At 70.6% G+C, this 13,895-nt stretch carries 14 protein-coding genes; 8 read left to right on the plus strand and 6 right to left on the minus strand.

The features are described from left to right. Window position 1 precedes the first annotated feature (1 nt). From DSM112329_RS22780 to DSM112329_RS22805, 6 genes are all read left to right on the plus strand, one after another. On the plus strand, window positions 2-892 hold the full coding sequence (locus DSM112329_RS22780; RefSeq protein ID WP_354698849.1) for an ABC transporter ATP-binding protein: 891 nt from the start codon (window positions 2-4) through the stop codon (window positions 890-892). 212 nt (window positions 893-1,104) lie between these two features. Beyond that, window positions 1,105-1,566, plus strand: a complete 462-nt coding sequence (locus DSM112329_RS22785; protein ID WP_354698850.1) for a hypothetical protein — start codon at window positions 1,105-1,107, stop codon at window positions 1,564-1,566. After that, on the plus strand, window positions 1,563-2,045 hold the full coding sequence (locus tag DSM112329_RS22790) for a hypothetical protein (protein ID WP_354698851.1): 483 nt from the start codon (window positions 1,563-1,565) through the stop codon (window positions 2,043-2,045). Before DSM112329_RS22785 ends, DSM112329_RS22790 begins: the two co-directional genes overlap by 4 nt. Before the next feature lie 164 nt (window positions 2,046-2,209). Next, window positions 2,210-3,760: an acyl-CoA synthetase gene (locus DSM112329_RS22795; RefSeq protein WP_354698852.1), complete on the plus strand. Its 1,551-nt coding sequence runs from the start codon at window positions 2,210-2,212 to the stop codon at window positions 3,758-3,760. Beyond that, window positions 3,760-5,706, plus strand: a complete 1,947-nt coding sequence (locus DSM112329_RS22800) for an acetoacetate--CoA ligase (RefSeq protein WP_354698853.1) — start codon at window positions 3,760-3,762, stop codon at window positions 5,704-5,706. The genes DSM112329_RS22795 and DSM112329_RS22800 overlap by 1 nt, the downstream gene beginning before the upstream one ends. 136 nt (window positions 5,707-5,842) lie before the next feature. Continuing rightward, window positions 5,843-6,475, plus strand: coding sequence for a TetR/AcrR family transcriptional regulator (locus DSM112329_RS22805; RefSeq protein WP_354698854.1), 633 nt, complete (start codon window positions 5,843-5,845; stop codon window positions 6,473-6,475). 23 nt (window positions 6,476-6,498) lie between these two features. Here DSM112329_RS22805 and DSM112329_RS22810 read toward each other — a convergent pair whose 3' ends face one another. Continuing rightward, window positions 6,499-7,290: an enoyl-CoA hydratase-related protein gene (locus tag DSM112329_RS22810; protein WP_354698855.1), complete on the minus strand. Its 792-nt coding sequence runs from the start codon at window positions 7,288-7,290 to the stop codon at window positions 6,499-6,501. A 71-nt stretch (window positions 7,291-7,361) separates the two neighbouring features. Between DSM112329_RS22810 and DSM112329_RS22815 the strand changes: the two genes are divergently transcribed. Beyond that, entirely contained in the window at window positions 7,362-8,234 is an 873-nt protein-coding gene (locus DSM112329_RS22815) for an SDR family oxidoreductase (protein ID WP_354698856.1), read from the plus strand. Between the two features lie 39 nt (window positions 8,235-8,273). On the opposite strand, the gene DSM112329_RS22820 is transcribed toward DSM112329_RS22815, so the two are convergent. The 5 genes from DSM112329_RS22820 to DSM112329_RS22840 form a co-directional block, all read right to left on the minus strand. Beyond that, window positions 8,274-9,752 carry a wax ester/triacylglycerol synthase family O-acyltransferase gene (locus DSM112329_RS22820; RefSeq protein ID WP_354698857.1) on the minus strand — a complete coding sequence of 493 codons (1,479 nt, stop codon included), beginning with the start codon at window positions 9,750-9,752 and terminating at the stop codon, window positions 8,274-8,276. A 5-nt stretch (window positions 9,753-9,757) separates the two neighbouring features. Next, window positions 9,758-9,997 (minus strand): hypothetical protein, encoded by a 240-nt coding sequence (locus tag DSM112329_RS22825; RefSeq protein ID WP_354698858.1) that lies wholly within the window; start codon window positions 9,995-9,997, stop codon window positions 9,758-9,760. Then, complete coding sequence (locus DSM112329_RS22830; protein WP_354698859.1) at window positions 9,997-10,494, minus strand: aromatic-ring-hydroxylating dioxygenase subunit beta; 498 nt, start codon at window positions 10,492-10,494, stop codon at window positions 9,997-9,999. Before DSM112329_RS22830 ends, DSM112329_RS22825 begins: the two co-directional genes overlap by 1 nt. Continuing rightward, on the minus strand, window positions 10,491-11,801 hold the full coding sequence (locus DSM112329_RS22835) for an aromatic ring-hydroxylating dioxygenase subunit alpha (RefSeq protein WP_354698860.1): 1,311 nt from the start codon (window positions 11,799-11,801) through the stop codon (window positions 10,491-10,493). Before DSM112329_RS22835 ends, DSM112329_RS22830 begins: the two co-directional genes overlap by 4 nt. 67 nt (window positions 11,802-11,868) lie before the next feature. Further along, a complete protein-coding gene (locus DSM112329_RS22840) occupies window positions 11,869-13,185 on the minus strand; it encodes an NAD(P)/FAD-dependent oxidoreductase (RefSeq protein ID WP_354698861.1) in 1,317 nt (438 codons plus the stop codon). Between the two features lie 89 nt (window positions 13,186-13,274). Here DSM112329_RS22840 and DSM112329_RS22845 point away from each other — a divergent pair, with 89 nt between their 5' ends. Then, entirely contained in the window at window positions 13,275-13,895 is a 621-nt protein-coding gene (locus tag DSM112329_RS22845) for a TetR/AcrR family transcriptional regulator (protein ID WP_354698862.1), read from the plus strand.

A 13,895-nucleotide genomic window follows, 5' to 3' on the forward strand; every position in this document is an offset into this window, starting at 1 on the left:
CATGAGTGGCTTGACAGAAGTTCCGTCCATCGGAGGACCCGGCGCCCCGGACCCGGCAACACGCGACCTGCTCGACAGCGCTGCGAACTTCGCGTTCCACGAGGGCGCCGAGTCGCTCATCGAGGATGTCCCGGGTGAGTTCTGGTCCATCCAGTGCAAGGACGTCTACAAGAACTTCGGTCGCCACCAGGTGCTCGACGGCCTGAACCTCGGCATCCCGGAGGGCATGATCTCGGTCGTGCTCGGCCCGTCCGGCACCGGCAAGTCGGTGCTCATCAAGCACCTGATCGGCCTGCTCTTCCCCGACGGCGGCGACGTCCTCGTCCACGGCCAGTCGGTCCCGCAGCTACGGATGTCCGAGCTGCTCGAGCTCCGCCGCCGTTTCGGCATCCTGTTCCAGGACGGCGCGCTCTTCGGGTCGATGAACGTCTTCGACAACACCGCCTTCCCGCTTCGCCAGAACTCGAACCTGTCGGAGAGCGCGATCCAGGACGTCGTCCGGGCACGCCTCGCCGAGGTCGGCCTGTCCGGCGCCGAGACGGCCATGCCGTCCGAGCTCTCCGGCGGCATGCGCAAGCGCGCCGGCTTCGCCCGCGCACTCGTGACCGAGCCCGAGATCGTCGTCTTCGACGAGCCCGACTCCGGCCTGGATCCCGTCCGCACGTCGCTGCTCTGCGACCTGATCCGGGACATGCACCGGCGTCACGGCGGCACGTACATCCTGATCACCCACGACATCGCGACGATGCGCCAGATCGCCCAGTACGTCGCCGTGCTGTGGAAGGGCCGGATCGTCCAGGCCGGCGGCCGCGACGAGATGCTCGCGTCCGAGAACCCGTTCGTCCGCCAGTTCCTAAACCGGCAGTCCGAGGGCCCGCTCGGCATGGACTGAGCCCCAGGGCTCGACCGCAGCAAGCCTCTCCGATGCCCGGCCGCCGCCGGGCATCGGCTGTTTAACAGGGCCTTGGCGAGGCCGTCCTCCTTTCGACCGGGGCATCCACCCCTTAGGGAAGACGGCACGCTCGGGCGCCGGTTCTAGCGTCTTCGTGACGAGGGTCACCTGGCCCACTCCGTACGCACCCAAGCCTCGGGAGATACCGCCCCATGCATTACAACTTCGCCATCAAATGGCTCAAGGCCTTCCGGTCCAGCTCGGAGGAGGTCTGCGCGCTCTACGCCGACGACTTCATCTTCGAGGACCCGATGCTCGACCAGCACAACGTCAACACCAAGCCCGACCTGCTGCGTCTGTTCTCCCTGTACGCCAACAAGGACCGCGAGAACGGCCTCGGCGTGCACAACTTCCGGGTCCGCGGGTACGAGGGCGACCGCGACTGCGGCCTGATCTCGTGGGAGTGGAGCCCCGAGGACTGCGCGAACTTCATCGGCATCGACGTCGCCGGGAAGCCTTTCCTCACCATGGGCCACACGTGGCACGAGTACGACGCGGACGGCAAGATCACCCGCGAGTCCTCGTGGTGGGACGCCGCCTGCATCCTGCGGCAGACGCACGAGATCAAGCCCGACCGGCTCACCACCGGCACGAAGCAGGCGGTGACGGCATGAGCAACCTCGAGCACGCGCAGAAGTGGGCCGACGCCCTCGGCAACGACGTCGAGGCGCTCGTCGCCCTGTACGCCGACTACCCGACGATCCAGTTCGGGAAGATCGAGGACCACGAGGTCGACACGCTCACCGACGCGGACATGATCCGCGAGCAGCTCGGCCCGATCAGCGCCGGCGAGAACGGCAAGTACACCTTCACGGCCACCGAGTGGCTCGGCAAGGAGAAGTTCGGCCTGATCCACTGGGACGTCACGATCGAGGGCGCCTCGACCTTCCGCGGGATCCCGACCGAGGGCAAGACGCTCACCGGCACCGGCTCGACCTACCAGGAGTTCGACGACCAGGGCAAGATCCTGCGCGAGAACACCTACTGGGAGGACAACCGCATCTTCGAGCAGCTCGGCATCGCGCTCATGCGCCCGCACTACTGGGAGGAGGACTTCGACATGGAGGCCTTCCTCGCCGAGGCCGCGGGCTAGCCGCGCCGGGCGACATCGACGTCTGACCGGGGCCCGTCGACGCTGACGGGCCCCTCGTCGTATCCGGGTACCTAAGAGCACTCTTAGCGTCTCGCCCGATAGGTGGAGGAACCTCCCCCTTCCAGGCCATACGGCGGTGCTGCGCGGTCGAGATACTCGATCGCATGTATCCAGGCGCCCAGGACCCCAGCAAACCCGCGATCATCATGGCCGGGTCCGGCCATACGACGACCTACGGCGAGGTCGACGCCGCCGCCAACCAGATCGCCCAGCTGTTCCGCGACGCCGGCCTGCAGCCCGGCGACCACGTCGCCTTCGTCGCCGAGAACTCCCCCGAGTACCTCGTCTTCGCCTGGGGCGCCCACTACGCCGGCCTGCTCTACACCGCCTGCTCCACGCAGCTCACCGGTGAGGAGATGGGCTACATCATCGACAACTGCGAGGCCCGGATCGCGGTCTTCTCCTCGCGGTACGCCGACCGGGTCAAGGGCGCGCAGGGCGCGGCTCCGAAGGTCGAGAAGTGGTACGCGATGAAGGGCGAGATCGATGGCCTCGAGTCCTTTGAGGAGGCGTACGCGAAGTTCCCCGCCGAGGCCACCGAGCCCGACCGGATCGCCGGCCGGGACATGCTCTACTCGTCCGGCACCACCGGCAAGCCGAAGGGCATCCGCCCGGCCGATCTGACCGCCCCGCTGGAGACCGAGCCGATCATCGTCACGCCGATCCTCAAGGGCATGTTCGGGGTCGGCGCCGACGACGTCTACCTGAACCCGGCACCGCTCTACCACGCCGCTCCGCTGCGGTTCTGCATGGCGAACCACCAGCTCGGCGGGACCGTCGTCGTCATGGAGCGGTGGGACGAGGCGAAGGCCCTCGACTACTTCGCCCAGTACGGCGTGACCGTCACCCAGCTCGTCCCGACGATGTTCGTGCGGATGCTGCGCCTGCCGGAGGACGTGCGCGCCGCCGCCGACGTCTCGAGCCTGCGCCTCGTCATCCACGCGGCCGCCCCGTGCCCGCGTGAGGTCAAGCAGCAGATGCTCGACTGGTGGGGCCCGATCATCCACGAGTACTACGCGTCGACCGAGGCCTGCGGCCTCACCTGGGTCACGCCCGACCAGTGGCTCGCGAAGCCCGGCACCGTCGGGAAGGCGCTCGTCGGCGTGCCGCACATCGTCGACGAGGACGGAAACGAGGTCCCGGCCGGGACCGACGGCGCGGTCTGGTTCTCGGACGGGCCGCAGTTCCAGTACCACAACGACCCCGAGAAGACGGCCGGCGTCACCAACGACAAGGGCTGGCAGACGTTCGGCGACATCGGTCACCTGGACGAGGACGGCTTCCTGTTCCTGACCGACCGCGCGTCCTACATGATCATCACGGGCGGCGTGAACGTGTACCCCCAGGAGGCCGAGGACGCCCTGCAGTCCCACCCGAAGGTCATGGACGCCGCCGTCTTCGGCGTCCCCCACCCCGACTTCGGCGAGGCCGTCCAGGCCGTCGTGCAGCCCGTCGAGATGCCGGCCGACGAGGCGGCAGCCGCTGCGCTCGAGGAAGAGCTCATCGCCCACTGCCGCTCCGGCCTGGCGAAGCTCAAGTGCCCGAGCTCGGTCGACTTCCGCGAGGAGCTGCCGCGCACCCCCACCGGCAAGCTGCTCAAGCGCCTGCTCAAGGACGAGTACAAGGAATCGGCGACCGCAGGCGCCGCCGGCTGATGTCGGACACCGTCGCGCCGGCGCCGCTGTGGGAGCCGCCGGCCGAGTTGATCGAGGCGGCCGAGGTGGCCGCCCTCATGCGCGACGTGGGCGCGGCGGACTACAACGAGCTGTGGCAGTGGTCGGTGGACGACGTCGAGCGCTTCTGGGGAACCCTCTGGAAGCGCTTCGACATCGTCGCCGACGGTGACCCGTCCCGTGTCCTGGACACCCACGACATGCCGGGGGCGCGCTGGTTCCCAGACGTGGCGCTGTCGTTCCCCGAGCACGTCTTCCGCGGCAAGGACGCGGCCGCCCCGGCCCTGCACTTCGCGACGGAGAGCCGCGCCCTTGAGCAGTGGACCTGGGCCGAGCTCGCCGAGCAGACGACGCGGATCCGCGCGGGCCTGCGGGCACTCGGCGTCGAGCGGGGCGACCGCGTCGCCGGCTACCTGCCGAACATGCCGCACACCGTCGCCGCGTTCCTGGCGACGACGTCGCTCGGCGCCATCTGGTCCTGCTGCTCGCCGGACTTCGGCACGCGCACGGTCGTCGACCGGTTCGCGCAGATCGAGCCGAAGGTGCTGCTCGCCGTCGACGGCTACGAGTACGGCGGCAAGTCCTTCGACCGCACGCAGATCGTGGCCGAGCTCGCGGAGGCGCTGCCGACCGTGCGGCAGACGGTGACGCTGCCCTACCTCGGCGACGCGGGCAACTGGGACGAGCACTTCCCGGCCACCGACGAGCCGCTCGCGTTCGAGCGCGTGCCGTTCGACCATCCGCTGTGGATCGTCTACTCGTCCGGGACGACGGGGCTGCCCAAGCCGATCGTGCACGGGCACGGCGGCCCGCTGCTGGAGCACCTGAAGACCTGGCGGCTGCACCACGACATCAAGCCCGGCGACCGCGCCCTGTGGTTCACGACCACCGGCTGGATCATGTGGAACTACCTGGTCTGCGGGCTGCTGTCGGACATCTCGATCGTCCTCTACGACGGCAACCCCGGCTACCCGTCCCTCGGCGCGCTATGGGACCTCGCCGACGAGGCCGACGTCGCGCTGTTCGGCGCCGGCGCCGCGTTCATCCACGGCTGCATGCGCGCCGAGGTGCTGCCCGCCCAGGGCCGCAAGCTGACGTCACTGCGGTCGGTCGGCGTCACGGGCTCGCCGCTGGCGCCCGAGGGCTTCCCGTGGGTCGCCGAGCACGTCGGCCCGCACATCTGGCTTGCGTCCACATCGGGCGGGACGGACATCGCCGGCGGCTTCTTCGGCGGCTCGCCGCTGATGCCCGTCTACTCCGGCGAGCTCTCCTGCCGCATGCTCGGCGTGAAGGTCGAGGCCTGGGACGACGAGGGCCAGGTCGTCGTCGACGACGTCGGCGAGCTGATCGTCACCGAGCCGATGCCGTCGATGCCGGTCAAGTTCTGGAACGACGCGGGGGACGAGCGCTACCGCGAGTCGTACTTCGAGACGTTCGACGGCGTCTGGCGCCACGGCGACTGGATCCGCATCACCGACCGTGGCTCGGCCGTCATCTACGGGCGCTCGGACTCCACGGTCAACCGCGGCGGCATCCGCATCGGGACCGCGGAGATCTACAACGCCGTGCTCGCGATCGACGGGATCGAGGACGCGCTGGCGGTCGACGTCCCGCCGGCCGACGGGACGGGCGACAGCTGGCTCGGCCTCTTCGTCGTCCTCGCGGGCGGCGCCGAGCTGACGCCGGAGCTGACCAAGCAGGTCGCCTCCGCGATCCGCGCCGACGCGTCCCCCCGGCACGTCCCGGACGAGCTGCTCGCCGTCCCGGACCTGCCGAAGACGCTGACTGGCAAGCTGCTCGAGGTCCCGGTGAAGAAGCTCCTGATGGGCCGCGACCCGGGCTCGGCGGCGAACGCCGGCTCGCTCGCGAACCCAGAGGCGTTCCAGTGGTTCGTCGACTGGTCCCGCGAACGCGGCCCGGTGGCGTAACAGCGGCTTGGCAGCTGGGTCGCGCGTCGGCGTGCGGCCCAGAGAACGCATGGGTTCCTTGCGCCGCGCGCCGGTCGGGTGCGCCGGGTTCGTGCACCTGCCGGATCCGCCCGGCGCTCCGTTACGATGTCCGGACATGCCGTCCGTCACCCGCAAGTCCCAGAGCACGCGCACCCAGCGCCGTGACGACGCCCGCCACCGCCTGCTCGGGGTGGTCGAGAAGCTGCTCGAGGAGGGCGAGTCCTTCACCGAGATCAGCGTCGAGCGCCTCGTCTCCGAGGCCGGCATGTCGCGGTCGACGTTCTACGTCTACTTCGAGGACAAGGGCGATCTGCTGCGGGCTTGGTTCGAGGACATCACAACCGAGCTGTACGGCGCCGCGACGGACTGGTTCGCGCTCGACGCGTCGGCCTCACAGGCCGACCTGCGTGCCGCGCTGGACAAGGTCGTGAAGACCTACAAGCCGCACACCACGCTGATGGCGGCGACCTACGACGCCGCGGCCTACGACGCCAACGTCCGCGAGCTGGTCGAGGGCATGATGACCACGAACATCGCCGGCCTGCGCAAGCACATCAAGACCGGTCAGTCCGGCGGGTTCGTCGACCCCGCCCTGCCCGCCGCGCAGACCGCGGCCTGGCTGCAGTGGATGGCCGAGCGCGGCCTGCACCAGCTGGTACGCACCGCCGGCGGCGCCGAGCTCGAGAAGCTGATCGACGCGTACACCGGCATCGTCTGGAACACGCTCTACGCGCCGACCCGCAAGTAGCTCCGCGCGGCGGCGCTCGCTGCTCAGCGCCCGGTGAACGCCGCCGGCCGGCGAGCCGCGAATGCTGCGACACCTTCGCGCGCGTCGTCCGTCGCGCCGCACGCAACCTGCGCGTCGAGCTCAAGCGTCAGGTGCTCGGCCCAGCTGACCGTGCTCGCCCCGCGCAGCAGCCGCCGGGCGTGGCCGTAGGCGACCGTCGGCCCCGCCGCGAACCGGCGACCCTCGGCCAGTGCGCGGTCGGCGAGGTCCGCCGCCGGGACGACCTCCGACGCGATCCCCCACTCGACCGCCTCGTCGGCGTTCAGGACCTTGCCGCCCAGGATGAACTGCTGCGCGCGCCGCAGGCCGACGAGCCGCGGGAGCGCCCACGCGCTGCCACCGTCCCCGCTGAGACCCAGCAGCGGGAAGCCCGCGGCCAGCTTGGCCGTGTCGGCGACCAGGACGATGTCCGCGCACCACAGCAGCCCGAGTCCGCCACCCGCCACCGGACCCTGAGCCGCGCAGACGATCGGAACCGGTAGGTCGCCCAGCGTCGCGAGCGTGCGATGGAACGGCCGCACCATCGCGTCGAGCTCGTCGGGCATGCGGTCTGCCTCGCGCGCGAAGTGCGCGAGGTCGCCGCCGACGCTGAAGCTCGCCCCGTCCGCGGTGACGAGGACCGCCCGGACGGTGCCGTCCGCGGCGATCGCGTCGACCGCGTCGCCCAGCGCCGCGACCCAGGCCGGATCGATCGCGTTGTGTCGCTCCGGCGCGCTGAACGACAGCTGCGCGAGGCCATCCTCGACCGTCAGGCGAACACGCTGCTCGGGGCTCATGGTCGCAGCCTACCGGCCGTCGGCCACATGCTCTGCACACACTGATCGGACAACCTGTAAGACTTGGCTGCATGAGTCTTCCCGTGCCGGCCGGAACCACGCGCGTCGTCGCCATCAGCGGCGCCGGACGCGGAATCGGGCTCGCCACCGCACGTGCCCTGCACGCCAGCGGGGCCTGCGTCGTCCTGGGTGACATCGACGTCGAGGCGGCCGAGGCTGCCGCCGCCGGCCTCGGCGATCGTGCCCTCGCCGTCCGGCTCGACGTGTCCGATGCGGACTCGTTCGTGGCGTTCGTGGACGCCGCCGAGACCGCGTTCGGGCCGCTCGGCGTCCTCATCAACAACGCGGGGATCATGCCGATCGGCCCGTTCCTGGACGAGGCGCCGGCGACGGCTCAGCGCGCGCTGGACATCAACATGATGGGCTGCCTGAACGGGATGCGCAGCGTCCTCCCGGGCATGCTCGAGCGGGGCCGCGGCCACATCATCAACGTGGCCTCCGTGGCCGGGAAGTCCCCCGTCCCCGGCGGCCTGACCTACGCCGCCACCAAGGCCGGCGTGATCTCGATGACCGAGACCGCCCGCGTCGAGTACGCCGGCACCGGCCTGGCGTTCACCTGCGTGATGCCCTCCTTCACCAACACCGAGCTCATCGCCGGCACCAAGGGCACACGGTTCGTCAAGAACATCGAGCCGGACGACGTGGCGGCGGCGATCGTGGCTGTGATCGCCAGGCCGCGGCCCGACGTGTTCGTCCCGAAGGTGGTGGGGACGCTGGCGCGGACCCAGCCGCTGATCGGCCGTCGTGTGCGTGACCGGATGAACAAGGCCATCAAGGCCGACCGCACGTTCCTCGAGGTCGACCAGTCGGCCCGGGCGGGCTACGACCGCCGGATCGGCACCACGCCGCAGCCGCCGTCCCTGACCCCGGGCGACGAAGCCTGAGCGTCGCACTCGCTCCCGACGCCCCGCGTTTGGGGGGGGTCAGGTGGGGGTCGGAAGGGCTGCGTAGAGGTCGGCGAACTCGGCCTGGATGTCGGCGACCAGGTCCCATGCGTCCGGGACCAGCTCGCGGTCGCCGACGACGCCGATCTCCAGCTCGCCGGCGTAGCTGACCACGGTGACGTTGAGCGCGGCCCCGTCGAAGATCAGGCTCAGCGGCGCGACCTCCTCCATCGGCGCGCCGTCGAGGTGCAGCGTCACCGGCGGGCCGGGAACGTTCGACAGCACCAGGTTCAGCGGCGGCGCGAGCAGGCCGCTGCCCATCAGGCGCATGATGCCGCCAGCGAGCGGCGCGAACACGAGCGGGAAGATCAGCTCGTTGGCGTCCTCGAGCAGCGTGGTCGGCGCGTCGGCGTGGCGGGCCTTCGCAGTGTTCATGCCCTCCGCCGCCGCCTGCAGCCTCGCCACCGGGTCGGCCAGCTGCGTCGGCACCGGCACGACGTACGAGGAGATCGCGTTGCTGATCTTCCCGTCGCTGTTCGCGGTCCGCACGCTCGACGGGACGAACGCGAGCAGCGGCTCGTCCGGGACGCCGTCCGTCGCCGCCAGGCGACGCCGCAGGCCGCCGGCGACCGCGCCCACCACGACGTCGTTGAACGATGCACCCGACGCCGACTTCAGCGTCCGCACCACGTCGAGGCTCACCCGGCCGAACGCGATCGAGCGCCCGGGCGACAGGGGCCCGTTGAAGCGGACCTTCGGCGCCTGCAGGTACTCGCCGTGGTCCTTGGTCTCGCCGGGGCGCAGCCCCTGGCCCGCACGGGCCGCCTTCGCCGCGGTCTGCGCGCCGGGCAACGCGCGCAGCATCGGGACCTGGTCGAGGTACGGCAGCGCCTTGGCCCCCGACCGGGCGGCGCGCAGCGGGTGCGTGACCGTGCGGCGGACCGTGGTGGCGGCGCGGTGCGAAGCCGGCGGCGGCGGCGTGTGCGGGACGACGTCCGGCAGGTCGCTGCGGTCGGCCGGGTCCGGCTGGACGTCCAGCAGCAGGCTCAGGATCGTCGCGAACGCCAGCGCGTCCGCGGCGGCGTGATGGAAGACCATGGCGACGGCGACGCGGCCGTCGGCGAGCCCGTCGATCAGGACGAACTGCCAGAGGGGGCGCCGGCGATCCAGGCGGGTGGCCATCAGGTCCGCGGTCACGGCGGCGAGCTCCACCGGCCCGCCCGGCGCTGGGAGCGTCCGCTGCAGGACGTGCGCGTCGAGGTCGACGGGGCCGTCGACGAACGACGGGTGGTCCAGGCCCAGCGGGCTCGTCTGCAGGCGCCAGCGCAGCGCCGGGATGCGCTCGATACGCCGCTGGAAGAGCGCTCGGACGCGTTCGCGCGTGAGGACCTCGCCGTGTCGATCGGGGCCGAAGATGCCCAGCCCGCAGTAGTTGCTGGTCATGTTCCCGGCCTCCGCGGCGAGGAACTGCGCGTCGAACGCCGTCAGCGGGCGCGCGCGGTCAGGTGTGTCGCTCATATGGGTCAGGCCTCGCCGCGCCAGCGCAGCAGCGAGGGATCCAGCAGCTTGTGCAGGCCACCGTCCGGCAGCCAGGCGAGCGTCTCGAGCTCGAGCGGGTCCAGATAGCCGACGTGCCCGGTGCGCAGATCCTCGATCCGCAACCTCGGCCCGTTGCCCTCGGTGTCGATCGAGACCTGGACGGACGCGAACTCGCCGCTCACCTCGCCGAGCCCGCCGGTCCCCTCTTGGATCTCGCCCGCCATCAGATCAGGAACGCCAGCGTGTAGAGCGGCCGGTCGTTGTCGACCAGGAAGACCTTCTTGTAGGCCATCCGCAGCCCGTCGTCGGTGCGGCGCAGCGTGTACTCGCTGCGGCCGGCCCAGAGCGTGACGCCGCGCTCGCGGGACTCGTACACCAGGAAGTTCGCCCCGACGCGGATCGCGCCGCCGTCGTCGTCCCCCGCGCCGTCGAGCAGCTCGACGTTCGAGATCAGGCGGCGCAGCTTGGACGGCGGGGTCTGCGAGTGGCGCTTGCCGGTGTGCAGCTGCTTGATGCGGGTCGCGATGCGGGCGCGGTTGTCGAAGATGATCGACACCTGCTTGGTCGGGTCCGAGTCGTCGGCGTTGGCCGGGACCCAGTAGACGCCGTCGTCGGTCCACAGCGCCTCCCAGTCGTCGTAGCGCAGCTCGTCCTGAAAGCGCGCCTCACGGAAGATGAACTGCTCGACCTCGCGGAGCAGCTCGATGTCGAGGACCGTCATGCCACCAGGCCCTGCGGACCGGCCTTGACCGCCGTCTCGGGCTCGGGCACCGGGGCCTCCATCAGCGAGCGGTAGTGCTTCCAGATCGCGCGCTGCGGGACCTCGTCGGTCGCGTCGCCGACCGTGAACCCGTTCTCGTCCTGGCGCTCGCGGTGCATGCCGCGTTTGATGACGAGCCACTCCGGGTTGCGGGCGTGGACGCCGCGCTGGTTGCGCTCGTACATCTCGCTGTCGTCCGCCAGCAGGAAGCCCGCCGGCCCGACCGACCCGATCGTCTGCTGCAGCATCCGCCGGTTCATGTCCGGGGCGCCCTTGTACTGGACGGCTGTGACGTGCTGCACGGTCTCGTCGACCGCGGTCGGCTGCAGGACAAAGAGCTGGATCTCCGCGATGAACAGGTTCGGGAAGACCATCACGTGCGGCGACCCGTCGATCAGGATCTCGCGGGTCTTGTCCCCGTGGACGGCCGTCAGCTGGTCGACGTAGTCGGGGACCTTCTTCGGGTCGGTGCCGAACCAGCCGAGCGGCTGGTCCAGGCGCCGGAACTCGGGGCGCAGGTCGTTCTCGGTGTGGCCGTTGCCGAGGTCCCGGCAGACGGCCGTCGACTTCTCGCCGTAGAGGTCGCCGATGCCGCTGGCCGCGACGGAGAAGATCGAGGAGTGGACGAACTGCGGGTGGTAGCCGTCCGTCTCGTTCTCGAGCAGCATCTTCCAGTTGGCCTTGCACTTGTGCTGCAGCCAGCCGGCGGTGAGCTCGACCTCACCCGTGGGGGAGAGGCGAACCAGGCGGTCAAAGGCGTCGGTGGCCGCGCCGAGGTGCTCCTCGAGCGTCGGGCCGTCCTCCGCGAACGAGCCGAAGACGAAGCCCTGGTACGTCGCGACGCGGGCGACCCGGCCGAGGCCGAGGTCCTTCTTCGCCTCGCGCCCGCCGTAGCCGCTGTTGAACGGGTAGCCCAGGAGCTTGCCGGTGTTCGAGAACGTCCACCCGTGGTACGGGCAGCGGAACGCCGACGAGTTGCCCTTGGCCGCGTCGCAGACCAGGTTCGCCCGGTGCGTGCAGCGGTTGAGCAGCAGGTGGATCTCGCCCTGCTTGTCGCGGCTCATGATGATCGGCTGCGGGCCGATCGACTTCAGGACGTAGTCGTTCGGCTCCGGGACCTCGCTCACATGGCCGACGTAGACCCACGTCGTGTACCAGATGCGCTCGAGCTCGAGGGCATAGATGTCCGGGTCCGTGTAGAGCGAGCCGTGGACACGTCCCGGCTCGATCAGGTCGTCCCAGCGGACCGCAGTATCTGCGCTCGTCATGCACGCATCCTACATGATTTTACGATCTGTCCGGACAAAGTGTCCGAGACATGTTCGCGGACGGCGATCAGGCGGTCGCGACGCGCCCTTCCAGCAGCTCCTCGACGACCAGGCGGGCGGTCGTCGCGCACGACTGGGTGCCGCCGTCGCCGTACTCCCGCACGCCGTCACCGACGTTGAAGAGGTTGTCCAGCGGCGTCTCCCGCGGCAGCTCGTAGCCGGACGCCGCCCGCTGGGCGGGCCACTCGTCGCGCATGACGCGGGCGTCGATGACCCGCGTCTCGGGGTCCTTCATCCCGGGCAGCTCGCTCTCGAGCTCCTCCAGCGACAGGCGCAGCTCCTCGGCGCTGTCGAAGTCCCCGATCGCGGGGCGCGGGACGGCATAGACGACGGTCAGGTGCCAGCCCTCGGGCGCGAGCTCGGGGCAGGTCGCGGTCATGTTGCCGGCGTTGCAGATGCGCTCGGTGGCGCTGAAGACGATCAGGCCGGGAGTGTCGAGCAGCGGCTCGCGCGACGCGACGTGGATGATGATGTTCGCGGACGGCTTGGACTGGCGCGCGATCGAGTCGACGTACTCCTGGCCGAGCGTGTCGGCCCCGCCGGCCAGCGCGATCGTCGCCGTCGGCCCGGCGTTGGAGATGACCGCGCCGCAGGTGACCTCGGTGCTGACGCCGTCCCGCTCGATCGTCGCTCCGGTGACCCGGCCGCCGTCCACGTGCAGCTTCGTCACCGGGCTCGAGAGCCAGATCTCCCCGCCGTCGCGGGTGACCACGTCCGCGATCGCCTGGCACACGCCGATCGTCCCGTCCGGGTGGAAGCCGAAGTTCCGGAACGCGCCCTTCTGCATGAAGTAGGTCAGGAACGCCTTGGCGGGGATCTCGTCGGCGTTGACCGCGAAGATCGCCGCGGCGAGGTTGCGGAAGAGGCGGTGGACGGTCTCGTTCGAGGTCGCGCCCGCGATCCACTGCTCGAGCGTCAGCTGCTCCTCCGGGTACTCGCCCTTGCGTGCGTCGCCCAGCCCGGACAGCACCTTGGCGCCCTTCTTCGTGATCTGGTCCAGCAGGAAGGACCAGCCGCCCTTGGCCGGGTTGACGGTCTTGCCCTTGATGCGGAAGACGTTCGCGGGCTTGGGGTAGCGGATGTCCAGAACCGCATCGAGGTCCGTGAACGTCTGCTCCATGTCGCCCCCGTTCTCGATCGCGACGGCGCCCGTGTTCACCTTGAAGCCGTCGACGTCGAAGGTCGACGCGCGCCCGCCGACGCGGTCCTCGCGCTCGACCAGGAGGGTGCTGACCCCCGCGTGCTGCAGCCGGGCCGCGGCACAGATGCCGCCCATCCCGGCGCCGATGACGAGGACGTCCACGTGCTTGGTCTCGGTCTCCATGTCCCGAGGCTAACGCATTTCCGGACAGTCTGTCCAGGCGGACCGTCCGCGCAGGTCGCCGGCGGCCGGTCACCGGTAGCCTGCAGCCGATGGCGACCAGTGCCCAGGCCGCGATCCTCGCGGCCACCGAGGAGCTGCTGGCGGAGCGGTCGCTGAGCGATCTGAGCGTTGCCCGGATACTGCAGCGCGCAGGGGTCTCACGGACGACCTTCTACACGCACTACCCCTCGAAGAACGCCGTCGTCGCCGCCTGCTTCCGGCAGTTCATGGACGAGGTCCTCGTCGCCGTCGACCCGTTCCTGGCCGGGCCGGCCGCCGACCCGGAGGCGGTCATCCGCGCGAGCCTCCGCGGCTGGGTCGCAACGTGTCTCGAGCACCGCGGGCTCGTACGCGCGGTGAGCGAGGAGTGGCCGCACGACGACGAGCTGCGCCGCCTGTGGTGGGGCCGGCTGGAGCGCGGGGCCCGCGACATCGCCGCGACGATCGTCGCCGACCGGGCGACGGGTGCAGCGCCGCAGGGCGCGGACGCGGTCGCGCTGGCGTCCTGCCTGATCTGGGCCTTCGAGCGGGTGGTGCACGTGGCGCTGGCCGGCGGCGCCCACGGGCTACCGGACGCGGAGTCGACGGTGGAGCCGCTCGTGCAACTCCTGGTCGGGGGGGTCTACGGGCGTCCTCTGGCCTCCCCCGCGCCCGTCTTCCGCGTCGAGTGA

This window comes from Paraconexibacter sp. AEG42_29 (genome assembly GCF_040581415.1).
In the GTDB taxonomy this organism is placed as follows: domain Bacteria; phylum Actinomycetota; class Thermoleophilia; order Solirubrobacterales; family Solirubrobacteraceae; genus Paraconexibacter.

Coding starts and splice junctions, on each gene's coding strand:
- DSM112329_RS22780 (WP_354698849.1), top strand. CDS start 2: ATGAGTGGCTTGACAGAAGTTCCGTCCATCGGAGGACCCGGCGCCCCG.
- DSM112329_RS22785 (WP_354698850.1), top strand. CDS start 1,105: ATGCATTACAACTTCGCCATCAAATGGCTCAAGGCCTTCCGGTCCAGC.
- DSM112329_RS22790 (WP_354698851.1), top strand. CDS start 1,563: ATGAGCAACCTCGAGCACGCGCAGAAGTGGGCCGACGCCCTCGGCAAC.
- DSM112329_RS22795 (WP_354698852.1), top strand. CDS start 2,210: ATGTATCCAGGCGCCCAGGACCCCAGCAAACCCGCGATCATCATGGCC.
- DSM112329_RS22800 (WP_354698853.1), top strand. CDS start 3,760: ATGTCGGACACCGTCGCGCCGGCGCCGCTGTGGGAGCCGCCGGCCGAG.
- DSM112329_RS22805 (WP_354698854.1), top strand. CDS start 5,843: ATGCCGTCCGTCACCCGCAAGTCCCAGAGCACGCGCACCCAGCGCCGT.
- DSM112329_RS22810 (WP_354698855.1), bottom strand. CDS start 7,290: ATGAGCCCCGAGCAGCGTGTTCGCCTGACGGTCGAGGATGGCCTCGCG.
- DSM112329_RS22815 (WP_354698856.1), top strand. CDS start 7,362: ATGAGTCTTCCCGTGCCGGCCGGAACCACGCGCGTCGTCGCCATCAGC.
- DSM112329_RS22820 (WP_354698857.1), bottom strand. CDS start 9,752: ATGAGCGACACACCTGACCGCGCGCGCCCGCTGACGGCGTTCGACGCG.
- DSM112329_RS22825 (WP_354698858.1), bottom strand. CDS start 9,997: ATGGCGGGCGAGATCCAAGAGGGGACCGGCGGGCTCGGCGAGGTGAGC.
- DSM112329_RS22830 (WP_354698859.1), bottom strand. CDS start 10,494: ATGACGGTCCTCGACATCGAGCTGCTCCGCGAGGTCGAGCAGTTCATC.
- DSM112329_RS22835 (WP_354698860.1), bottom strand. CDS start 11,801: ATGACGAGCGCAGATACTGCGGTCCGCTGGGACGACCTGATCGAGCCG.
- DSM112329_RS22840 (WP_354698861.1), bottom strand. CDS start 13,185: ATGGAGACCGAGACCAAGCACGTGGACGTCCTCGTCATCGGCGCCGGG.
- DSM112329_RS22845 (WP_354698862.1), top strand. CDS start 13,275: ATGGCGACCAGTGCCCAGGCCGCGATCCTCGCGGCCACCGAGGAGCTG.